The following is a 22,306-nucleotide window of genomic DNA, read 5'->3' on the forward strand; positions in this document are numbered from 1 at the left end:
GATCCGCCTGATGCACCGTAGTTTCTGATTTTACGACTGCTTCGCAGCCGAACGCAGGCTTCGCCAGCTGCTACAAAGAATGCGCCGGGGCTTAACTTGTCGGCACTGCATCGAGCATCAGGCGCTGGCGCACCACGTCGACGAGTTTGTCGGGCTGGAATTTGGAAAGGAAGTTGTCGCAGCCGACCTTCTTCACCATGGAATCATTGAAACTACCCGACAGCGAAGTGTGCAAGACCACATAAAGGCCACGCAAACGAGGGTCGTTACGGATTTCGGTGGTCAGGCGATAGCCGTCCATCTCCGGCATTTCCGCATCGGTGAAGATCATCAGCAACTTGTCGGTCATGACTTCGCCGGTATCGGCCCAGGTTTTGAGCATGTTCAGCGCCTTCAAGCCATCGCTGGCGATGTGCATCTTGACGCCCAATTGGCCCAAGGTGTCGCGCAATTGCGACAAGGCTACGTTTGAGTCATCCACCAGCAGCACTTCACGGCCACGGGCACGCTCCAGCACCGGATCGTCGAGCTTGTCGCGCGATACCTTGGCGTTGTACGGAACGATCTCGGCCAGGACTTTCTCGACGTCGATGATTTCCACCAGTTGATCATCGACCTTACTGATGGCCGTCAGGTAATGCTGACGACCGGCGCTGGTCGGCGGCGGCAAAATGGCTTCCCAGTTCATGTTGACGATGCGGTCCACGCCACCAACCAGGAACGCCTGCACCGAGCGGTTGTATTCGGTAACAATGATGGTACTGGTGGGGCTTGGCACCAATGGGCGCATGCCGATGGCCTGGGACAGGTCGATCACCGGCAGCGTCTGGCCACGCAAGTTCACCACGCCGCAGACAAAGGGATGGCGTTGGGGCATCAGGGTCAGCTTCGGCAGTTGCAGCACTTCCTGAACCTTGAACACGTTGATCGCGAACAATTGCCGCCCGGCTAGCCGGAACATGAGAATTTCCAGGCGATTCTCACCCACTAATTGCGTGCGTTGGTCTACCGTGTCGAGAATGCCGGCCATTAATGACTCCTGGGCTTGTTCTGATGAATTCACTAAAGGGACTTATCGGCTGTTTTTGCCGGACCTTGACCCTCAGACAAAATGCCACGCCCAAGCATTGATGTCACATTAACATCATGCTTTACTGGCTCCGTGATTTTCATCGGCTTCATTCCTCGCGGCGCGACCTCGGTTTGCGCGTTAGGTTCCCCTGCGTAAGGGATTCCCCTAGTAACAATCAGGCCCAACCTGATATTCGCAATATCCAATAGCCATTAATGTGACGCCATTCTCATTGCATGAATGGAGTCAGGCTTTTGTGTGTGATCGCAGGTCAGTGGCCATCCACCTTCTCGAGTTCCCCTGCCGGCGCTCAAACCTGCCATAGCGCGATACCAGGAAGGCTGGGCAGCGCGGGGACACCTATGGTTCTCGTCGGCACACACGACATTCCCTCATCTGACACGACGTTGTGGAGATAAGCATGCCGAACGACACCAAAGAGTGGGCTCAGCGATTTCCAGAATTTCTCGTTGAGGCTGAAACGCTCTTGGCCAAATCCGAGGAATGCCTGAGTCATTTGCAACTGATCAGCAATGACAAGGACGCCATCGATTGCATGCTCAGTACCCTTCTCAAACTGTCGAGCAAAGCCGATGCCTTGGCACTGGCGGCAGTTTCGGAGTTCTCGCTGCATATTCATGGATTACTGAGCGGCGCGCAGAATCACATGAACCTGCACGACCAAGCGCTGGATGCGCTCAAGGACTGCTTCACTTTATTGGCCTGGCAACTTGAACTCATTGATCAAACTACCGGCCAGCTCGGTCTTGATGACACCGAACAGACCTCACTGATTGAAGCGTTTGCGTTTCAAGTAGGACAAAGTCAGTTTCAGCCGCACAGCCATTCCAGACCTTTAAGGTTGGTTTCATTCTCGGAACGACAAGCTTAAAAACATCAGCCTTGACGCCGCCGCCCTATAACTTGATGCATTCATGTCGCAATTGGATGTGTCATTGCTGAGGCGCAATTCGAATTAGATATACATGGCTCAACTTTGGAGTGCGCCTGGCGGAAAGTTTTTCCATTCTGGAACCATCGTCCAGAAAATGTAATTTGATCCTATTGAGTTATCTATCGAACACGACCAACGGTATGTTAAGTGATAGTATGCCGACCATTAGTTGACGCCAATTAATGGCGCAGTGATTCCAGCCAGGCATATGGCCTGCATTCCCGACACTGCACCACAGCCATGACGGCGACTTCACACAACGATTTCCACACAGAGACCCGTCAACCCTTGTGGCCGGTCTGCCCACAGCGATCATCCATTGGCTCCATCCGCTATGTACGCCAGCCTCAAGTCAATTACCCTGTGGCCACCTTCCCGAAAAAACGCGCGCCGGTTCACGCTTTTTCTGTGCATCTGTTCTGCGCTTGGCAGTCTGCTGGTCTACAGCTTGTCCATTTCTTTACCGTTGAGTTTGCTGGTACTCAATAGTGCAGCGCTGGCCTGTGTCTGGGTGGGACATTGCCTCTCGCGCAAATCGATAAAGTTTCAACCTCAAGAACTGGCTGACCGTCTGCTCCAAGTGCAGGAAAACGAACGCCATCGGCTCAGTCGGGAACTGCATGATGACATTGGTCAATTGCTGACCGCCGCAAAACTGCAAAGTGAGTGGCTCAAACGTCGAATACCCGAAGAACTGCGGGGGCAATGTTCCGTACTGTGCGATACGCTGGACGAAACCCTCACCAAGGTTCGTGACGTCTCGGCCATCCTGAATCCACGACAACTGGCCAGTCTCGGGCTGGAAGCCAGCCTGCGTGCACATCTACTCAGGACCCTGGCCAATACCTCCGTGCACTGGAGCCTGGAATGCCATCAACGCCTGACGGGCATACCGGAAGAAATGGCGGTGGCAGCCTTTCGCATTACCCAGGAGGCGGTTACCAATATGCTGCGGCACGCCCAGGCCGAAAATCTGCTCGTCCGCCTGCAACGCCTGCCCCAAGGCCTGTCGTTATTGATCAGCGACGATGGCCTGGGTTTTGTGCCAGCGGCAGATCCCGCTCGCGAGGGGCAACGCGGGATGGCCGGCATGTCGGAACGGATCGATCAGTTAGGTGGCACGCTGACCGTGGCCAGCGAGCCGGGCAAAGGCACTCAAATCGAAGCACTCTTCCCCTGGGCGCCCCGTGCGCTGGAACGGGCCAGTACGAATAAGGTTATGCATTGACTTGTAACTTACTTCTGGTGGATGACCACTCGCTTATCAGGGCTGGCGTGCGCGCTTTGGTGCTGGATATTCCCGGGTATGCGGTAATCGGGGAAGCCAATGACGGCTCGCTGTTAGTCGAAATGGTGGAGCAGTTGTCCCCGGACATCATTCTGCTGGATATTTCCATGAAGGAAACCGGTGGTCTTGAAGCCTTGCAGCGACTCAAGCGCGTACGCCCGCAGTGCAAAGTGCTCATCCTGTCGATGCATACCGACCCGGAGCTGATCATGCAGGCCCTGGAATCAGGAGCTCATGGCTACCTGCTCAAGGACACCACCGCCACCGAACTCGAACAAGCACTGGATGCCTTGCGCAATAACGAACGCTATCTGAGCCCGGCCATTGCCCATACAGTCATCAACCAAGCGCTGATTCGAACCCAGAAAAATCAGACGCAAACCCAGGACTCGCACAACCTGACAGCACGTCAGCTGGAAATCCTGCGACTGATTGTTCGCGGGAAATCCACCCGGGAAATCGCCAATGGCCTGGCGCTAAGCATCAAGACTGTCGAAACTCACCGCTCGCAAATCATGAAGCGCTTGCAGATCTTCGATGTGGCCGGCCTGGTGCTATTCGCCGTGCGCGAGCAAATCATCAGTCTGGACGATTAGCTGGATTCCAGACGCTCAGCAGCGGTGAGTCCTCGGGCAAATGCACACGCAATGCCGCCGGGCGCGCCGAGAAACGCAGACTGTCGCCCTCCAGAGGCTCCCCATCAAGATTGATATAAAGCCCCTCCGACACCTTGATCTCGACCCATGGCAAGCGAGCTCGTACAAACATGTTGTCGATTCCGAAACCATCAGTCAGCAGGTCTTTCAAAGTACCGACCACTTCCTGTGGCGCGGGCAAAATGCTGATATCCAGCAGACCATCGTCAGCCAGCGCCTGCGGGCACAACATATGCCCGCCGCCAGCCTGTCGGCCATTGCCAATGCCCAATGCCAACAATTCGCCTCGCCAGTGAAAGTCCGGTCCTTGCAACTCACCATAGGCCGCATGCAACTCACTGAAGCGGGTTAAACCCGTGAAGAGATAAGCGGCGCTTCCCAGAATTTTTTTCAAATCCTCGGAGGTATTAGCCGTGACCTGACTGCCAAAACCGCCGGTGGCCATGTTCAGGAAAACCTGCCCGCCGACTTCTCCCAGATCGATGGTTCGCGGGGCCACCTCCAGTAAATCCAACGCCTGAGCGGGCTCCAGAGGCACCCCGGCAGCGCGGGCAAAATCGTTGGCGGTGCCCAAGGGCAACAGCACCAGACTGGCCTGTGTCGAATGCGTCGCCATGGCTTCGGCGATATCACGTAAAGTGCCATCACCGCCGCCGGCAATCAGCTGCGTATAACCTGCCGTCAGCGCTTCCTCCACCAACCGCTGAGCATCGCCCGCCTCCCAGGTCAGTCGAACAGCCAGTTCCCAACCTTGCTGGCGTTTGCCTTCGACAGCTGCGCGGACCTCCTCATTGAGTGCCTGCTTGCCATGCAGAATCAACAGCGCCTTGCGCTCGCTCATTTTTGCCACTCCCCTATCCGCAATTCCATAGCATATGTTGACCTCGCAGCGCCTGATAAAAGTCGACTGGATTTCAATTATTTCCAAGGGAAGGAAACGTGGGTCCTACAGAGCGGTATTTTTTCGTACAAAACATGAGGAATCGGCTCAATTGACCCACCCGAACAATTGGTACACCGTTGGGTCTCTGTTATCTGTGATTACCCGTTTTATTACACAGGGATGTGAAAACAATGAATGGAACCCCCTTAAGGGCCTCAAACAGCGCAAACAACAACGGCATCGATCATTTGAATGGTTTTAACGCAAGGAGCCAGCTAGTCCATGCAAAGCCATGACCTCAGACTACCGGTAACCCCGGTCGCGCCGTTCGCAGAAAATCGCGCCAATCATCAGGCTGAACTCAAAAACAGCGCAAAGCACGCCGGAGAAGCTGACATGGAACCTCGCGTCATTGAACTGGAAACACACCTCAAGTACATCCGCAGAGACATGGATGAAGTCCGGGGCGACGTCAAATCCATCAAACACAGGCTGGCTTACTCAGCTGGCGCAACAGCCGTGGTCCTGGGACTTCTGGCCTGGATCGCCAACAGCCGCTTCGATCAGGTCGTGACACTTCTGGCACATTAAGAAATGAGCACACACGCAAGCCCGAAGTGATCAACCGGGCTTGCGGGGCAAAACCAGTGCCTGTATCAGCTCAAGACTTCATTCAGAGGGATGAAGCTCACCCAATCACCCTCGATCAGCGTACGGTCTTCCAGCACTTCAACCAGACCGTCAGCCCAGGCAGCACTGCGCAGTACGCCAGAGCTCTGATTCCTGTAGATGATCGCCCGGCCATTCTCCAGACGTCCGCGCAAGTACTCACGTCGATTACCCGCTTTTGGCCAGATGAATCCTGCCGGCACCTGAAACTTCAGGGGCTCGACTTCTTTTACGCCTTGGCGGCGCAAAAGGTAGGGCCTTGCCAACAAAGCAAAAGTCACCAGGGTCGACGCCGGATTGCCAGGTAAACCGATCACGGGCACGCCGCGAAAATGCCCGAATGTCAGCGGCTTGCCTGGTTTGATGGCAAGCTTCCACAGCGTCAATTCGCCCTCTTCCCGCAAGGCAATACCCAGAAAATCGGCCTCTCCCACCGATACGCCACCGGTGGAGAGAATCAGGTCGACATCCTTCAGCTCACCGAGGCGGGCACGAGTGGTCGCTAAATCATCGGGAAGAATACCGGCATCGATCACCTCACAACCCAGGCGCTGCAACCAACTGCAAAGCAAGACTCGATTACTGTTGTAGATCTGTCCTGGTCCAAGGGCCTGGCCGGGCTCAATCAACTCATCACCGGTAGACAGGACCGCAACACGAACCTTGCGAACGACGTCCAGCTCGGCGCATCCCAGTGACGCCGCCAACCCTTGTTCGATAGATCCCAGACGAGTGCCGACAGGCAGGATCAGCTCACCGACGGTGGCCTCCTGACCTTGTGGACGGATGTTCTGTCCCGGGCGCATGGTTTCGATGAAACGTACTCGTTCATCCGCCTGAACCTCGGCGTTCTCCTGCATCTCGACACAATCGGCACCGGCAGGCACTGGCGCGCCGGTGAAGATCCGCGCACAAGTACCTGGCTTCAAGGGTTCCGGGGCCTGACCTGCAAAGATCTTCTGACTGACCACCAACGGCTCTCCCGTCCAGTCGGCCAGGCGCAAGGCATAGCCGTCCATGGCACTGTTGGGCCAAGGCGGTAAATCAAGTGTCGAAATCAGGTCAGCGGCCAGTACGCGTCCCTGAACCTGTGCCAATGGCAAGCGTTCGTGCTCACGAATCTTCGCGGCGTCGGCCATTTCCAGTAAACGCGCCAGTGCCACCTCGACAGCCATCAGACTGCCGGCCTTGCCTGGCTTACCCACGGGTTTCACAGGGTGCCGCCTGTTTCAGATGGGCCACGAAATTGCACGGACGGTGACGGGAATCCAGTTGCTCGGCGAGAATCCCATCCCAACCGGTGCGCACCGCGTTGGTCGAGCCCGGCAAACAGCAGACCAGCGTGCCATTGGCCAGACCGGCCAGGGCCCGGGACTGAACCGTCGAGGTGCCGATATCCGCTACCGATATCTGCCGGAACAATTCACCAAAACCATCGACCTGCTTATCCAGCAGGCAACTCACGGCTTCTGGCGTGCTGTCGCGACCGGTGAACCCGGTACCGCCGGTGATCAGCACCACTTGCACGACCTCATCGGCAATCCAGTTGGCGACTTGCGCGCGTATTTTGTAGAGGTCATCTTTAAGCAATACACGGGCCGCCAGGTTATGACCGGCAGCGCTCAAACGGTCGACGAAGACCTGGCCTGAGGTATCGGTTTCCAGGGTACGGGTATCGCTGACAGTCAGCACCGCAATGTTGAGTGGTGCGAAAGGTACATCAGCCTTGGCTTTCATAGGCTCGTCCAGTTGTAGGAGAAACAGCCCGGTGTTATATCACAGCACTTCATTTTTTCGCCGCCCTCATGGAGAAGTGCGATGACCACGAATACACCTCTGGCGCCTTGCTCCATTCTGCTCCTGGCCGGCGGTCGCGGCCAACGCATGGGCGGTCAGGACAAGGGATTGCTGGATTGGCATGGTGAACCGCTGATTGCGCATCTGCACCGCAAGACACGCCCGCTGAGTGATGACCTGATCATCTCCTGCAACAGAAACCTGGAAAAATATGCGCCTTATGCGGATCAGTTGGTCCATGACGACGAAGGCGACTTTCCGGGGCCATTGGCGGGTATTCGCGCTGGCCTGAAGGCCGCTCGTCACGCCTGCCTGCTTGTGTTGCCCTGCGATGTGCCACGCATCGATGCCGCGCTGCTCCAGAGCATGCGTGAAACCGCCGGGCAGCATCCGGACAAACCGCTGATGTTGCGCCATGGTGAACATTGGGAACCCTTGCTGTGCATAATCCCCGTCGCCCTTTCAGTGGCTTTCGAAACCGCCTGGAACGAAGGCGAACGCAGCCCGGGTCGCCTTATGCGCAAACTGGGTGCCATTGCCCTGCAATGCCCTGAAAACGACGCTCGCTTGGCCAATCTCAACACCCCGGAACTGTTAAGCACACACCACACTGTGTCAGACTGACACGCGAAGGAACTTGCGCGCGTTGTATACGTCTCAAGATCAGCAACTAAAGAATTCCCATTCGGAGACACACACATGACTCAACGGACCCTCGCCACTTTCATGCTCGCACTGGGCCTTGCCACCCTCGCCGGCTGCGCATCGCCTACAGTGATCACCTTGAATGACGGTCGAGAAATCCAGGCCGTCGACGCGCCTAAGTACGATGAAGAATCGGGCTTTTACGAATTCGAACAACTGGATGGCAAGCACACCCGCGTCAATAAAGATCAGGTCCGTACCGTTAAAGATCTGTAATCTTTACGGCGACAACCAGATATAGAAAAGCCCGCTTTAGAAGCGGGCTTTTTCGTGGCTGAAGAAAAGCAGGATCGTTAGCCTTATGATCACCACTGCAAGGTGATGGTGCTTTCGAATTCTCTTTCCTGTCCCGTGACCGGGTCGACAAATCGCAGCCCTTGGGCCAACAGCTTCAAAGGGTTGGCATAGTCATCTTCAACGTCCTTGAGCACCTGAGGATAGAACGGATCATTGCAGATGCCGGCCCCCAGCGCTGCCATGTGAACACGTAGCTGATGTTTTTTACCCGTGACCGGGTACAGCCCATAACGCCAGAGCTCACCGTTTTTTTCCCTGACCTCGACAGCCGTCTCGGTATTGCTGACACCCGGACCTTCCTGCATGCGAAAAAACGGCTCGCCATCGACAAGTCGACTTTTATGGACCAGCGGAAAGGAATGCTCAGGTAATGCCCGGGCAATTGCTTCATAGCGCTTTTCGATCTGGCGTGAAGGAAACAACGACTGGTACGCCGACCGACTCGCAGGATTGGCTGAAAACAGCACCAGCCCCGCCGTATGCCGATCGATTCGATGCAACGGCACCAAATGCGGGTTATCCAGGCGACGGATCAAGCGCCGCAGCAATGTTTGCTCCACGTATTCCCCAGCCGGAGTCACAGGCAGGAAGTGCGGTTTGTCCGCCACCACCAGATGCTCATCGGCGTAGAGGATCGCCTCCACCACCGGGATCGGTTTTTCGTCCGGCACCTCACGGAAATAATGAATCCGCAGACCTTCCTTGTAAGGCAGGTCCAGGGCGATCGGCAGGCCTTGTCCATCCAGGACACGACCACGAGCAATTCTGTCCAGCCATTGTTCACGACCGATGGCGCTGAAGTGTTCGCACAGGCAATCGAGTACGGTCTGCCATGGCCCCGGCGGCAGGTAGAGCGTGCTGGCCTGGTTATGTGCAGCAGAAAAAACTGAAATGGACATACGAAAAGCTCTGACCCTCAATGCAGGGCGGCATTATCCAACAGTGGCCGGAACGAACCTAGAAGAGAATCCTCAGGCCGGTATCGACTGTTCTTGAGCAGCCGCTTCAGTGAACTCCTTGAGCCAGCGCAGCACATCGACCGCTTCCCAGCGTCCCGGATCATAAAGCGCATACAACAAACCCTGATAGCCCACGACATCCAGCTGCCGGTGGTAGCCCGCACGCTGGAACAAGGCTTCGATTTCGGCGAAACAGGTATTGAAATGCAACTTGTTGAAGGGCGTTTTCCGCTCCGTGACCAGTCCATCCAGACGCAACTCGAGGACGGCCTCGCGTACCACGTCTGCCGACATCCGGTTCACGCTGTTCTTCAATTGCTCGACATTGACCAAGGTTCATCCCTCTGATTTCCGGGATTGCCTGCCCAAACCCGAATCAGGGAAAAGCATGGCAGGCAATCGGAATAACTGTATGCGCATACAGTATGCCGAATAACCAACTTTTCGCCAATGGATGAAACTAGTACTGCGACGGGTGGGGCATCGCTGACAGTGTCAGTCAGCGCAGGAACGCCACCACTTCATCGGCACTGAACGGCCAGCTCAGCTCTGCGCCGGTATCGACCCGTCGCAACACTGGAATACGCAGACTGTAGGCTTCGAACCACGTTTCGTCGTCAGCGATATCCACCAACTCCACCATCAAACCGTGTTCGACCAAAGGCATCAGCTCTGCTTCAGCGACTTCACAAAGATGGCAACCAAGGGTGCCGAAAAGCTGACATTCAGGAGGCATGACAACGAGACCAAGTAAAGTAAGCGCTCATTCTAGGCCCGCTATCAAAAGCAGTCGAGCCGATACCCCAATCAGCCTTGGCAATGGCTGATTTCAAGAGATTTCGGCAAACTCCTGACTCACATCATTCGCCTTGACTGCCATTTGCACGATGCTCGCGTCTTTTTTACTTCTACGCTTGAGTAGCCAGAGCCCTCACCGGAGTTTTTTGTGTTCGCCAATCTGTTGATCATCTTTACCGCTTCTCTGGTGGTGATTGCATTGTTCCAGCGCCTGCGCTTGCCACCGGTGCTGGGCTACCTGTGCGTAGGGCTGATGATCGGGCCGACAGCGTTCGACTGGGTGAATGAAAGCGAAGAGTTGCCCGACCTTGCCGAGTTAGGCGTGGTGTTCCTGCTGTTTTCTCTCGGGCTTGAATTTTCCCTGTCGAAAATGCTCGCCCTGCGCCAAGTGGTATTTGGCTTGGGCAGCCTGCAAGTGCTGCTTTCCGGGATCGCGTTGGGGGTGTTGCTGATGCTGTTCGGCATGCCAACCACGCCTGCACTGTTACTCGGTGCCGGTTTGGCGCTGTCGTCCACCGCCATTGTCAGCAAGGAGTTGAGCAGCCTCGGTGAGCTTTTCAGCCGCCACGGCCAGAATGCCATCGCCGTGCTGCTATTCCAGGACGTGGTCGCTGTGTTGCTACTGACCCTGGTCCCGGTGTTCGCCGGTAATAGCGACCAGGTTTGGTATTGGGCTCTGCCATTGACGCTGGGCAAGACTGTCTTGCTGTTCGTCGGTCTGCTGCTGGTCAGTCGCTGGTTTTTGCCACGGCTGTTTCATGAAGTCGCCACGTCCCGGTCCGCTGAGCTGTTCGTGCTGTTGGCGCTGGTGATCGTTCTGCTGACGGCCTGGCTGACTCACTTACTCGGCCTCTCCCCTGCCCTGGGCGCCTTTCTCGCTGGCATGCTGTTGGGTGAAAGCCACTACCGACATCAGATCGAGGCGGATATCCGTCCGTTTCGCGACATTCTGCTGGGAGTGTTCTTCGTCAGCATCGGCATGTTGATCGATTTGCGCTTGTTTGCCAGTCACGGTTTGCTGATTCTTGGTCTGACGCTGGGATTACTATTGATCAAAGGCACCGTGGTCGCGCTGCTGGTCAAATGGCGCGGCAGCGATGTCGAAACCGCCTGGCGCAGTGGCCTGGCATTGGCTCAAGGGGGTGAATTCTGTTTTGCCCTGATGACGCAAATGCAGCAGAACAAACTGATGCCCGATGACTTCGGTGGCCTGCTGCTGGCGGCCACGTTCTGCTCGATGCTGGTGACACCTTTACTGCTGCGCGCCGCTCCCCGCATCGCCACACGTCTGCACCACAAGCCCAACGAAGAAGCCGAACTCGAACAAATCAGCGCGCTAAACGCCGGTTTGCACAATCACGTAGTGATCTGTGGATATGGCCGCGTAGGTCAGTCCATTGGCCGCGTCCTGCGCAATATAGACCAACCGTACATCGCACTGGATACCGACCCGGTCCGGGTTCAGGAAGCAGCCGTCAATGAAAGCTGCGTTCATTACGGCGATTCATGCCGCGGCGAACTGCTGGTAGCGATAGGGCTGGAGCGCGCCAGATTACTGGTGGTCGCCGTGGATCAGACGGACATCGCCCTGTTGATACTCAAGGAGGCACGCCGGTACAACCCGAGCGTGTCGATCCTGGTGCGCACACGGGACGATAGTCAGTTGGCCGAGTTGAAAGCGGCTGGCGCCAGCGAAGTCGTACCCGAGTTGCTGGAGTCCAGCCTGATGCTCGCCTCCCACGCACTGATCATGCTGGGCATACCCGGCCAGCAGGTGCGAGACCGGGTCGACCAGGTAAGGCGTGACCGCTATCGCCTGCTGCACGGTTTTTACCCCGGTGCCGACGATGAAGAACGCTGATTCAATCCTGGCTCACGGCTCCGATCTTGTGCACCGACAAGTCCGCGCCGTAATACTCCTCTTCCTGGCTCAGGCGCAGACCATGAAGCGCCTTGATAACGCCATACACTGCAAAACCGCCAACCAGCGCGACGATCACGCCCAGAGCAGTGCCGATCAACTGGCTGATCAGGCTCACGCCCCCCAAACCACCCAAGGCAGTTTGACCGAAAATGCCACAAGCGATCCCGCCCCAGACACCACACAGCCCATGCAAAGGCCAGACGCCCAGCACATCATCGATACGCCATTTGCCTTGAGCCGCCGTAAAGCACCAGACAAACAGTGCCCCGGCGATGGCGCCGGTCACCAACGCGCCAACCGGATGCATCAAATCCGAGCCGGCGCAGATCGCCACCAATCCCGCCAGTGGGCCGTTATGCAGGAAGCCCGGGTCATTGCGCCCCACGATCAACGCTGCCACGGTGCCGCCGACCATGGCCATCAACGAATTCACGGCGACCAGCCCGCTGACCCCTTGCAGGGTTTGAGCGCTCATTACGTTGAACCCGAACCAGCCAACGATCAGAATCCAGGAACCCAACGCCAGAAAGGGAATGCTCGACGGGGCGAATGCCACCAGTCGCCCATCGCGATAACGACCTTGCCTTGGACCGAGCAACAAGACCGCCGCGAGTGCCAGCCAACCGCCCATGGCATGAACCACCACGGAACCGGCGAAGTCATGAAAACCGGCACCGAAGCGTTCCAGCAACCAGGCTTGCAGACCAAAGTTGCCATTCCAGATCATGCCTTCGAAGAAGGGATAGATGAACGCCACGATCAGCACCGTCGCACACAACTGCGGGACGAACCGGGCGCGCTCGGCGATGCCTCCCGAAATGATTGCCGGTATCGCCGCAGCAAAGGTCAGCAGAAAGAAAAACTTCACCAGTCCATAGCCATGATCGGCGGTGATCACTGCCGCCGGCTGCATGAAAGTGACGCCGTAGGAAATCCAATAGCCTATAAAGAAATAGGCCAGGGTCGAAATGGCGAAATCGCTGAGTATTTTCGACAAAGCGTTGACCTGGTTTTTTTGCCGAACCGTACCCACCTCCAGAAAGGCGAAACCGGCGTGCATGGCCAGGACCATGACCGCACCGATCAGGATGAACAACGTGTTGGAGCTATGGACCAGACTGTCCACAGCACTTTGCAGATTTTCCATGGATTGGCAGACCTGAAGGTTGAAAAAAAGCACCAAAGCAGTTCGCGCAGAAGACAGGCGCACCAAGTTGCAGCCGATCCGGACTGAGGCGCTGATCCGGATGAACCGCTTTGGCGCACAAGAATGGAACCTTTGCGCGAGTTTTGATTATTTGGGTTAAGGTTTTCCTGAAATCATGCCCGGCAACAGCGCAACGGCGCCGGCTGACGCACCACGACACAGCAAAAGTTGTACCAGTCATTTGTACTGAACCTTCACACAAGGCTCATACTCGAACGCTTCAGAAGCCACTCACGGAGATCACCAATGGCACGCACCACAGCAAAGACTGCTCAAGAAGTTCTGATGGAAGATTTTCAGACCCTGGTGACCGACACTGAAAGGTTGCTGGAACACACCAAATCCCTGGCTGGTGATCAAGCCGATGAATTGCGTCAGCAGATCCATGACAGTCTGCTGCGCGCGCGGGAAACACTGAAATTGACCGAAGACTCTGTGCGCGAGCGCGGCAAAGCCGCTGTCACCGCCACGGAAGATTATGTCCAGGCCAACCCATGGCAATCGGTCGGCATTGCGGCTGGCGTGGGCTTTCTGATCGGCCTGCTGGCCACTCGGCGCTAATATGGCGATCGGCGAATCCGGCCCGTCCGCGACGGGCACCGGCTCATCCCCGCGGCGCCTCGGTGCCGCGTTTCTTGGACTGCTGCACAGTCATGTCGAACTGTTTGGCATTGAATTGCAGGAACAAAAAGCACGTACGGTAAGCCTGTTGTTGTTTGCAGGCCTGACGCTGGTTTTTGCCTTGTTATTGCTGGTGGGCTTGTCGACGCTGGTGTTGATCCTGTTTTGGGACACCTATCGCCTGGCAGCAATCATCGGGCTCTGTGTGTTCTATACCCTCGCCGCGTTCTTCTGTGCGATGCGCTTGAGGGCAGCGATTTTCGATGAGTCCTCGCCCTTCCACGGCACCCTGGAAGAGTTGGCCAACGATCGGGAGCGTCTGTTGCCATGAGTCTGTCTGAACTTCCCCGCAACAGCTCGCGCACGGAAATGCGCAAGGCGCTGATTCGCTTGCGCATGGAAATGCATCGCCAGGAAATCCGCCACGAATCCCAACACCTGCTGAATCCTCTGCAACGGGTGCGTGGCATGACGCAAAACCTGCAAGACGGTCTCGGCATCAAACACGCCCCGCTCTGGGGCATCGCGGCCGTGATCGGGTTGGGCTTTCTGACCGGCAAGAAGGCCAAGGGTGGCGGTATCGGCAGCCTGACTCGGCTGGCTCGCCTTGGTGTCACGCTGGGGCCGCTGATCAAGCTGATCATGCAGAACTCGCGCAAACACTAATCAGTACTGTTTGGCTGCATTCTTGCAATACCACCGGGATTAACCTCTTCATCGAGAGGTTGATCCTGTGTGCCTGCCTGATGTCCAGGTTTACCCGGAACAAAACCTCATTAAGGAGGCCTCGTGATCGACGGGCAACCGCTCGCCTGCTTTCAGCCGTTCATCGATACCGCCACCGGCCGCATCGCTGGGGTCGAAGCGCTGGGTCGACTGCGCCAGGCCGATGGTCAACTGAGCTCCGTAGGACCGCTGTTCGCCGACCCGCGAACACCCGCCGTCGCCCTGCGTCGTCTCGATCGCCAAATCCGCGACAATGCTTTGAGCCGCCTGCATGAAGCGCCACCGGACTGGTTTCTCAGCCTTAATATATCGCCGCGCTGGATCAGCCGCTTGCGCCGGGACCAGGCACTGCCAAGCCTCCGGCAACTGAGCAGGCATGGCGTCGACGCGCAACGAATTGTCTTTGAGATCACTGAACTGGGCGGCGACAGCCAGCGTCTTGCCGAAGTCGTGGCCCGTTATCGACAAGCCGGAGCGCGGATCGCCATCGATGATTTCGGTGCCGGCTACTCTCAGCTCGATCGCGTGCTCGCCCTGCAACCGGACATTCTCAAGCTCGACATGCGGCTGTTCCAGGCCGCCGCATTGGGTGGCCCCAGCAGCGACGTGGTGAAAGCACTGGCACAAATGGCGGAGAAAACCGGTTGCTGGATTATCGCCGAGGGCGTGGAAACGGACGCTCAGCTGAACTTTGCCCTGGAGTGTGGTTCACGCTACGTGCAGGGCTTTCTGTTCGCCCGTGCGCAAGCCGATTTTTTCGCCACGGATGCCTTTGTCGGGCACTTCGCGCAACTGCGCCAGCGCTATGTCCAGCAAAAACTGGCTGAACGCGCGCGCCTGATGGTCATGCGCCAGCAGCTCAGCGAACTGATGACCATTCTGCAAGCCTGGGCTCAAGCCAGCGCACCCCTGAGCGCCTTGCCGCAACTGGAAGCGTTTCCCTGGCTGTTGCGTTTTTATCAATGCGACCGCCACGGCACACAGCTGACTCCCAACCTGGAATGGCGCAACAACGGCTGGGAGGCGGATAACCGCTATCTGGGCCATAACTGGTCCTGGCGCCCCTACTTCTATCACTTGCTGGCCGAAGGATGGGATGAGCGTCGGCTGACACTTTCCAACACCTACCGCGATGCCACCAGCAATCAATACTGCCTTACCGCCGGGCAATTTTTCGACAATGGCGAGCGACTGCTGCTCATCGATATCGATGCGGCGGGGCTCTAGTTCTCCTTGCAGCGACCGGCGCGAACCGGGAAGCTAGAGGCTCAGTCACCTGACGGAGAAACCAGCCTTGGATTGGCAAACCCTGCTTACCCGCGAACGCCTCGGAAAGCCTGTGCACAGCCCGGAAGAACTCGGCCGCAGCCCTTTCCATAAAGACCACGACCGCATCATTTTCTCGGGCGCGTTTCGCCGTCTCGGGCGCAAGACCCAGGTTCATCCGGTCTCCAGCAACGATCATATCCACACGCGCCTGACCCACTCGCTGGAAGTCAGCTGCGTCGGCCGTTCGCTGGGTATGCGTGTCGGTGAAACCATCCGTAGTGCCCTGCCCGACTGGTGCGAACCGAGTGATCTGGGGATGGTGGTGCAATCCGCTTGCCTGGCCCATGACATCGGTAATCCGCCCTTCGGTCATTCCGGTGAAGACGCGATCCGCCACTGGTTCCAGCAGGCCGCCGGCCGCGGCTGGCTGGATGCGATGAGCGAAGCGGAACGCAATGACTTCCTCAATTTCGAAGGCAATGCCCAAGGTTTCCGGGTGCTTACCCAACTTGAGTACCACCAGTTCGAAGGGGGGACCCGGCTGACCTACGCCACGCTGGGCACCTACCTGAAATATCCGTGGACTGCCCGGCACGCCGACTCACTGGGCTACAAGAAGCACAAGTTCGGCTGTTATCAGAGCGAACTGCCATTGCTGGAACAGATCGCTCACAAGCTCGGTCTGCCCCAACTGGACGAACAACGCTGGGCGCGCCATCCGCTGGTGTACCTGATGGAGGCCGCCGACGACATCTGCTATGCACTGATCGATCTGGAGGATGGCCTGGAGATGGAGCTGTTGGAGTACGCCGAAGTCGAGTCTCTGTTGCTGGACCTGGTGGGCGACGATCTTCCGGAAACCTATCGCCAGCTCGGCCCGCAAGATTCGCGTCGGCGCAAACTGGCGATCCTGCGGGGCAAAGCCATCGAACACCTGACCAACGCAGCAGCCCGAGCATTCGTCGAACAACAGGACGCGCTGCTGGCCGGCACGCTGGCTGGCGACCTGGTGGAACACATGCACGGCCCCGCCAAGCGTTGCGTCTTGAATGCCAAGGACATGGCGCGCAAGAAAATCTTCCAGGACAAACGCAAGACACTCCACGAAATCGGCGCCTACACCACCCTGGAAATCTTGCTCAACGCCTTTTGCGGCGCGGCGCTGGAGCAACATAACGGCCGTACGCCATCCTTCAAGCACCGCCGCATACTCGACTTGTTGGGCAACAATGCGCCCGATCCTCACGGCCCTTTACACACCTCCTTCTTGCGCATGATTGATTTCATCGCAGGCATGACCGACAGCTATGCCGGTGAAATGGCGCTGGAAATGACCGGGCGTTCAAGTCACCGATAAAAACGTACGATCAGCCCTGTCAGAGGGTTCTGAGCGGCTGATCGCATTCTCGACATTCATCTGTATTTCAACGTCGACAGAATCGCCCTACACCTTGTGCGGAGCGGACTGATCGATTGTTTTGCCATCTCGCGAAATAATTGCACTCCCTTTGCTCGACAGAAAACCCATGAAAACTCCTGTGCTCAAACATGATTGGCGCATCTTGCTGGTAGAAGATCATCCCTTTCAGCTACGGGCGACTCAGTACCTGCTCGAGAGTTTTGGCTTCACCCAACTGACCGCCGCTGACAGCGCCAAAAGCGCCTTGCAACAAATGCTCAAGGCTGTGCAACCGTTCGACATTCTTTTGTGCGACCAATGCCTCCCCGACCTTGCTGGCCTTGATTTGATCGAATACGCCAGTCACCGGGGGATGATCAGGCAGGCAATACTGCTGAGCAGCCTGACAGCTGTCGAACTGGACAAACTTGAAGTCATGGCTTACGAACATGGATTGCCGCTGCTCGGTTATTTGATCAAACCATTGAAACAATCAGACTTCAGAAACTTATTGACCCTGGCCTCCGTATAAAAAACACAAAAACCCAAACACACTAAAACAATGATCAGCGCATGGATTCAGACCTCTAACTCAATGCTTTCAATCGCTTGACCCGCCCTGCCAAACTTTGCCTTTCCTCATGCAAAACCTAGTTGATACGTAGTCCCGTTCTTCTTCGGTTGTAGGACTTTTCCTATATTGTCGCTATAGCACCCTCAGTTCATGCGGCTCCACAACTATCTGAGCTAAGGTGCGCGCATTATTTGTGCACGTATGGGATTTGATTATGAACTCCGTTTTTATTGTCGACGATCACCCTGTCATCCGCCTTGCGGTTCGAATGTTGCTGGAACATGAAGGTTACAAAGTCGTCGGCGAAACTGACAATGGGGTCGATGCAATGCAGATGGTTCGCGAATGCATGCCTGACCTGATCATCCTCGACATCAGCATTCCCAAACTGGATGGACTGGAAGTTCTTTCCCGCTTCAACGCCATGAGCACACCGTTAAAAACACTGGTATTAACTGCACAGTGCCCGACACTTTTCGGTATTCGTTGCATGCAATCCGGTGCATCGGGCTATGTATGCAAACAGGAAGACCTCAGTGAATTGATGAGTGCGATCAAGGCAGTTTTATCAGGTTACAACTACTTCCCCAGTCAAGCATTGAATCCTGTTCGTCGTGACGATGTGCGCTGGGCCGACCTGGAACTGTTCAAATCCGTCAATGATCGAGAACTGATGGTATTACAACTTTTCGCCCAGGGTCGTACTAACAAGGAAATTGCCAAGGGCATGTTTCTCAGCAACAAGACAGTCAGCACTTATAAAAAACGACTCATGCAGAAACTCAAGGCCAAATCCCTGGTTGAACTCATCGATATGGCAAAACGCAACGCGTTAGTGTGAGAACCAGGATGCCCAGCCGTTTCAAGGATTGTCTGATACTCATGGCCGCAGGTTTATGCCTGAGCACTTCAATACTCGCGGCTCAACCAGCCAGCCACTACACCCTGCTCAGTCGTTCGACGGTCGGGCATATGGAAGTCCAGTTGAATCCCTCACAACAACAATGGGTCAAGGACAAACGCGAATTGATCCTGGGTACATCGGCTCCGGATTATCCTCCCTTCGACCTGACCCTCAGCGGCCACGACTATGAAGGTTTCACCGCCGATTACGCAGGTATCCTCGGCAAGGCCATAGGATTGCCGGTCAAGGTTCAGCGCTTCGCCTCCCGAGGGGCCGCGATCGAGGCGCTGGAAAAAGGTCAGGTCGACATGCTTGGCACCGCCAATGGGTTCGAGGCTGACAATGCCGACATTGCCCTTTCCACACCTTATGCGGTGGATCAGCCCGTACTGGTGACCCGAGAAGGTGAAACCAGGTCGCTGACCGATGGACTGGCCGGCATGCGACTTAGCATGGTCTATCACTATCTGCCTCTGGACGAAGTCAGGGCGCTGTATCCCAAGGCAATCATCACCTCTTATCCGTCCTACCAGAATGCAATCAATGCGGTTGCCTTCGACCAGGCCGACGTCTTTCTTGGCGACACCATTTCAACCCACTACATGATCAACAAGGGGTATCTGAACAACATCCGCATGGCCAACTTCGGTAAACACGAAGCCCATGGTTTCAGCTTTGCCGTGCAGAAGGACAATCCGCATCTGCTCGCAATCATCAACGCAGTACTCAGGACCATTCCCACCAGCGAGCGGGAAAACATCGCCAAACGCTGGAGTGCCGGCAGCGACATTCTTCTCACCGATCACAAACTGCAACTCAGCCACCGTGAAGAGCGCTGGCTGGCACAACATCCAGTCGTGCGCGTGGTGGTCAATGAAGCGTTTGCGCCACTGACGTTTTTCGACAGCGACGGCAACTTTCGGGGCGTCACCGCTGATTTGCTCGAGCTGATCAGATTGCGCACCGGTTTGCGCTTCGACATCCAGCGCAGCCGAAGCGATGACAAGATGATCGAGCAGGTCGCCAACCATCAGGCCGACCTGATCGCCGCCCTGCTCCCCAGCGTCGAGCGTGAAACGACGTTGAGCTTCAGCCGCCCCTATCTGGAAAACTCCTTTGTGCTGCTGACGCGCAAAGCGGCCGACAGCCCGACAAACCTTACGCAATTGCACGACAAACGCCTGGCCATCGCCCAAGGCAATCCACTGGTGGATTACTTGCGCAGCGAGTTTCCGCGAATCAACCTGGTTGAAACCCCGGACACGTTCAGTGCCGTTGAATTGCTCGCAGAGGGCCAGGCAGAAGGTGCGGTGAATTCACTGGTGATCGCCAACTACTTCATTTCATCGCGGATCTTCGAACAGACACTTCAGATCAGTACCACCATCGGCACCCGACAGGCAGCGTTTTCCCTGGCGACCGGGCGCGACGCCAAAGAGCTGAATGCCATCCTCGACAAGGCACTGCTGAGCATCGCCCCCGAAGAGCTGGGCATCATCAACAACCGCTGGCGCGGCTATTCAGCAGCCTCGCAAAGTACCTGGCGCAACTATCATCGCCTGTTCTATCAAATCGTTACAGGCGCCGGCGTGTTGCTGCTGATATCCGTTGCCTGGAACGCCTATATGAGGCGCCAGATCAAACAGCGGCAGGCGGCCGAGCGCGCATTGAACGATCAACTGGAATTCATGCGATCACTGGTCAACGGCACGCCTCATCCCATTTACGTGCGTGATCGCCAGGGATTGCTGCAAAGCTGCAACGACAGCTATCTGGAAACTTTCTGCGCGAAACGCGAAGACATCATCGGTAAAGGTGTCATACAGGGCACCTTGGGCAACATCTTCGAAGCACGGGAATATCAGGCGGACTACCAGCGCGTCATGGCCGAGGGAACGCCGCTGATTCTCGACCGTCAGTTGCACATCGAAGACCGCCAGCTGACGATCTATCACTGGATTCTTCCTTATCGCGATTCGAGCGGTGACGTGCAGGGCATCATTGGCGGCTGGATCGACATCAGCGAACGCCGGCAATTGTTCGATGAACTACGGGCCGCGAAAGAACAAGCCGATGCCGCCAACCGAGCTAAAAGCACTTTTCTGGCGACCATGAGCCATGAGATCCGCACGCCCATGAATGCAATCATCGGCATGCTCGAACTGACGCTCAAACGCATCGATCACCGTCATCCAGATCGCCCCGCCATCGATGTCGCGTACCAGTCGGCCAAAGACCTGCTGGAACTGATCGGGGACATTCTTGATATTGCGCGCATCGAATCCGGGCGTCTGAGCCTGAGCCCGGAACGCGTCAATCTGACTGAAACCGTAGCCTCGGTGGTGCGGATTTTCGACGGGCTGGCGCGGCAGAAAAATCTTGGACTGCAACTGCACTTCAGCCCTGCCAAACCAGCGACCGATGTCGTATTGGACCCGATGCGTTTCAAGCAAGTGCTGTCCAATCTGATCAGCAATGCCATCAAGTTCACGCAACAGGGCCAGGTCAGGATCAACGTCGAGTTGCAGCCGACCGACGAACCCGACCGGGTCCGGTTGCAGTTACTGGTGGAAGACAGCGGCGCAGGAATCAGCGAGCAGGATCAACAGCGCCTGTTCGAGCCTTTCGTTCAGGCTGATAACTCCGACCAGTTAGCCCGAGGCGGTGCGGGGCTGGGCCTGGTGATCAGCCGCAATCTGTGCGAAATGATGGGTGGCAGCCTGCAATTAACCAGTCAGTCTGGAGTGGGCACGCAGGTCCGCATTTCGCTGAACCTGGCCACCTTGCCGAGGGAACGGATGCCGGCATCTGTCGAGCCGCAAATCCATCCAAGTACTGCTCCTTTGAACGTGCTGGTGGTCGATGATCATCCGGCCAATCGCTTGCTCATGTGTCAGCAACTGGAGTTTCTGGGGCATCGGTTCAACGTCGCAGCGGATGGCGAGGCGGGATTCAAGGCCTGGAAGAGTCAGCCATTCGACCTGGTGATTGCCGATTGCAACATGCCGATCATGAATGGATATGAGCTGGTCCGGGCCATTCGCCAACATGAACAGCACTTGAAACGACCTCCCTGTATCGTTCTGGGTTTCACCGCCAACGCACAGCCGGAGGAAAGACAACGCTGCAAACTGGCCGGGATGGACGATTGCCTGTTCAAACCCCTCAGCCTGACGGCCTTGAGCCAATGGGTCGAAGGCATCACCACGATGGTCCGCGCGCCGGCCTTCAGTCTGGAGGGGCTGCACCTGTTGACCGGTGGCAACCCGACACTGAACCAGCGATTGTTGACCGAACTGCTGAACAGCACCCGTCTGGACCGCAAAGCGCTGCTGGCGCTATCGGAGTCCAAGGACCGCCAATCACTCCTCGACATTGCCCACAAAATCAAGGGTGCGGCCCGAATTGTCCAGGCCTGCCGACTGATCGACCGTTGCGAGGCGCTCGAACAGGCCTGTAATGACAGATTGAACGACGATGAGGTGGCCGATTGCAGCAAGGCCATGGAGCGCGCCATGCTCGAACTGGAGCGATCATTGCAGCAACAGATGGCACGCCATGACAAAAGCACATTGAAGGAGCATTGACTGGCCGGCTTGACGG

The 22,306-nt window shown here is 56.6% G+C and carries 23 protein-coding genes; 15 read left to right on the forward strand and 8 right to left on the reverse strand.

The features are described from left to right. Nucleotides 1–91 precede the first annotated feature (91 nt). Nucleotides 92–1,030: a chemotaxis protein CheV gene (locus BZL43_RS24455; protein ID WP_095634663.1), complete on the reverse strand. Its 939-nt coding sequence runs from the start codon at nt 1,028–1,030 to the stop codon at nt 92–94. 463 nt (nt 1,031–1,493) lie between these two features. Here BZL43_RS24455 and BZL43_RS24460 point away from each other — a divergent pair, with 463 nt between their 5' ends. The 3 genes from BZL43_RS24460 to BZL43_RS24470 all read left to right on the forward strand — a co-directional run bounded on the left by BZL43_RS24460 (nt 1,494) and on the right by BZL43_RS24470 (nt 3,911). Further along, nucleotides 1,494–1,964: a hypothetical protein gene (locus tag BZL43_RS24460; protein WP_095634664.1), complete on the forward strand. Its 471-nt coding sequence runs from the start codon at nt 1,494–1,496 to the stop codon at nt 1,962–1,964. Between the two features lie 397 nt (nt 1,965–2,361). After that, on the forward strand, nt 2,362–3,255 hold the full coding sequence (locus BZL43_RS24465) for a sensor histidine kinase (RefSeq protein WP_095634665.1): 894 nt from the start codon (nt 2,362–2,364) through the stop codon (nt 3,253–3,255). Beyond that, nucleotides 3,252–3,911: a response regulator transcription factor gene (locus tag BZL43_RS24470; protein ID WP_095634666.1), complete on the forward strand. Its 660-nt coding sequence runs from the start codon at nt 3,252–3,254 to the stop codon at nt 3,909–3,911. Before BZL43_RS24465 ends, BZL43_RS24470 begins: the two co-directional genes overlap by 4 nt. Here the strand turns inward: BZL43_RS24470 and yegS are convergent. Next, nucleotides 3,895–4,812 (reverse strand): lipid kinase YegS, encoded by a 918-nt coding sequence (yegS, locus tag BZL43_RS24475; RefSeq protein ID WP_095634667.1) that lies wholly within the window; start codon nt 4,810–4,812, stop codon nt 3,895–3,897. The genes BZL43_RS24470 and yegS overlap by 17 nt on opposite strands. Before the next feature lie 324 nt (nt 4,813–5,136). Between yegS and BZL43_RS24480 the strand changes: the two genes are divergently transcribed. Then, nucleotides 5,137–5,445 carry a hypothetical protein gene (locus tag BZL43_RS24480; RefSeq protein WP_095634668.1) on the forward strand — a complete coding sequence of 103 codons (309 nt, stop codon included), beginning with the start codon at nt 5,137–5,139 and terminating at the stop codon, nt 5,443–5,445. Nucleotides 5,446–5,510: 65 nt separating this feature from the next. On the opposite strand, the gene glp is transcribed toward BZL43_RS24480, so the two are convergent. Together glp and moaB are read right to left on the reverse strand one after the other, a co-directional pair. Next, nucleotides 5,511–6,737: a gephyrin-like molybdotransferase Glp gene (gene glp / locus BZL43_RS24485; RefSeq protein WP_095634669.1), complete on the reverse strand. Its 1,227-nt coding sequence runs from the start codon at nt 6,735–6,737 to the stop codon at nt 5,511–5,513. Continuing rightward, entirely contained in the window at nt 6,721–7,260 is a 540-nt protein-coding gene (gene moaB / locus BZL43_RS24490) for a molybdenum cofactor biosynthesis protein B (RefSeq protein ID WP_008075630.1), read from the reverse strand. Before moaB ends, glp begins: the two co-directional genes overlap by 17 nt. Nucleotides 7,261–7,341: 81 nt before the next feature. Between moaB and mobA the strand changes: the two genes are divergently transcribed. Both mobA and BZL43_RS24500 read left to right on the forward strand, forming a co-directional pair. Beyond that, the gene (gene mobA, locus BZL43_RS24495; protein WP_095634670.1) at nt 7,342–7,944 is read left to right on the forward strand and encodes a molybdenum cofactor guanylyltransferase MobA; all 603 of its coding nucleotides are present in this window, start codon (nt 7,342–7,344) and stop codon (nt 7,942–7,944) included. Nucleotides 7,945–8,019: 75 nt separating this feature from the next. Further along, nucleotides 8,020–8,241 (forward strand): YgdI/YgdR family lipoprotein, encoded by a 222-nt coding sequence (locus BZL43_RS24500; RefSeq protein WP_007895056.1) that lies wholly within the window; start codon nt 8,020–8,022, stop codon nt 8,239–8,241. Nucleotides 8,242–8,330: 89 nt separating this feature from the next. On the opposite strand, the gene BZL43_RS24505 is transcribed toward BZL43_RS24500, so the two are convergent. From BZL43_RS24505 to BZL43_RS24515, 3 genes are all read right to left on the reverse strand, one after another. Beyond that, entirely contained in the window at nt 8,331–9,221 is an 891-nt protein-coding gene (locus tag BZL43_RS24505; RefSeq protein WP_095634671.1) for a pseudouridine synthase, read from the reverse strand. A 72-nt stretch (nt 9,222–9,293) separates the two neighbouring features. Next, on the reverse strand, nt 9,294–9,614 hold the full coding sequence (locus BZL43_RS24510; RefSeq protein ID WP_095634672.1) for a transcriptional regulator: 321 nt from the start codon (nt 9,612–9,614) through the stop codon (nt 9,294–9,296). Nucleotides 9,615–9,780: 166 nt separating this feature from the next. Continuing rightward, nucleotides 9,781–10,017: a glutaredoxin family protein gene (locus BZL43_RS24515; RefSeq protein WP_095634673.1), complete on the reverse strand. Its 237-nt coding sequence runs from the start codon at nt 10,015–10,017 to the stop codon at nt 9,781–9,783. A gap of 210 nt (nt 10,018–10,227) precedes the next feature. On the opposite strand from BZL43_RS24515, the gene BZL43_RS24520 reads away from it, so the two are divergent. Continuing rightward, entirely contained in the window at nt 10,228–11,940 is a 1,713-nt protein-coding gene (locus tag BZL43_RS24520; RefSeq protein ID WP_095634674.1) for a monovalent cation:proton antiporter-2 (CPA2) family protein, read from the forward strand. 1 nt (nt 11,941) lies between these two features. Here BZL43_RS24520 and BZL43_RS24525 read toward each other — a convergent pair whose 3' ends face one another. Beyond that, complete coding sequence (locus tag BZL43_RS24525; protein ID WP_095634675.1) at nt 11,942–13,150, reverse strand: ammonium transporter; 1,209 nt, start codon at nt 13,148–13,150, stop codon at nt 11,942–11,944. Between the two features lie 306 nt (nt 13,151–13,456). On the opposite strand from BZL43_RS24525, the gene BZL43_RS24530 reads away from it, so the two are divergent. The 8 genes from BZL43_RS24530 to BZL43_RS24565 all read left to right on the forward strand — a co-directional run bounded on the left by BZL43_RS24530 (nt 13,457) and on the right by BZL43_RS24565 (nt 22,290). Further along, nucleotides 13,457–13,771 (forward strand): YqjD family protein, encoded by a 315-nt coding sequence (locus BZL43_RS24530; protein ID WP_007895050.1) that lies wholly within the window; start codon nt 13,457–13,459, stop codon nt 13,769–13,771. A gap of 1 nt (nt 13,772) precedes the next feature. Then, complete coding sequence (locus tag BZL43_RS24535) at nt 13,773–14,162, forward strand: phage holin family protein (RefSeq protein ID WP_095634676.1); 390 nt, start codon at nt 13,773–13,775, stop codon at nt 14,160–14,162. Beyond that, on the forward strand, nt 14,159–14,497 hold the full coding sequence (locus tag BZL43_RS24540) for a hypothetical protein (RefSeq protein ID WP_095634677.1): 339 nt from the start codon (nt 14,159–14,161) through the stop codon (nt 14,495–14,497). Before BZL43_RS24535 ends, BZL43_RS24540 begins: the two co-directional genes overlap by 4 nt. Nucleotides 14,498–14,620: 123 nt before the next feature. Further along, complete coding sequence (locus BZL43_RS24545) at nt 14,621–15,784, forward strand: EAL domain-containing protein (protein WP_095634678.1); 1,164 nt, start codon at nt 14,621–14,623, stop codon at nt 15,782–15,784. Nucleotides 15,785–15,851: 67 nt separating this feature from the next. Beyond that, nucleotides 15,852–17,183 (forward strand): deoxyguanosinetriphosphate triphosphohydrolase, encoded by a 1,332-nt coding sequence (locus BZL43_RS24550; RefSeq protein WP_095634679.1) that lies wholly within the window; start codon nt 15,852–15,854, stop codon nt 17,181–17,183. Nucleotides 17,184–17,352: 169 nt separating this feature from the next. Then, a complete protein-coding gene (locus tag BZL43_RS24555; protein ID WP_095634680.1) occupies nt 17,353–17,757 on the forward strand; it encodes a response regulator in 405 nt (134 codons plus the stop codon). Between the two features lie 256 nt (nt 17,758–18,013). Beyond that, nucleotides 18,014–18,640 carry a response regulator transcription factor gene (locus tag BZL43_RS24560; protein ID WP_095634681.1) on the forward strand — a complete coding sequence of 209 codons (627 nt, stop codon included), beginning with the start codon at nt 18,014–18,016 and terminating at the stop codon, nt 18,638–18,640. 8 nt (nt 18,641–18,648) lie between these two features. Beyond that, a complete protein-coding gene (locus BZL43_RS24565; protein ID WP_095634682.1) occupies nt 18,649–22,290 on the forward strand; it encodes a transporter substrate-binding domain-containing protein in 3,642 nt (1,213 codons plus the stop codon). The last annotated feature ends 16 nt before the right edge of the window (nt 22,291–22,306 follow it).

This window comes from Pseudomonas sp. PICF141, assembly GCF_002286815.1.
Classification (GTDB): Bacteria; Pseudomonadota; Gammaproteobacteria; order Pseudomonadales; family Pseudomonadaceae; genus Aquipseudomonas.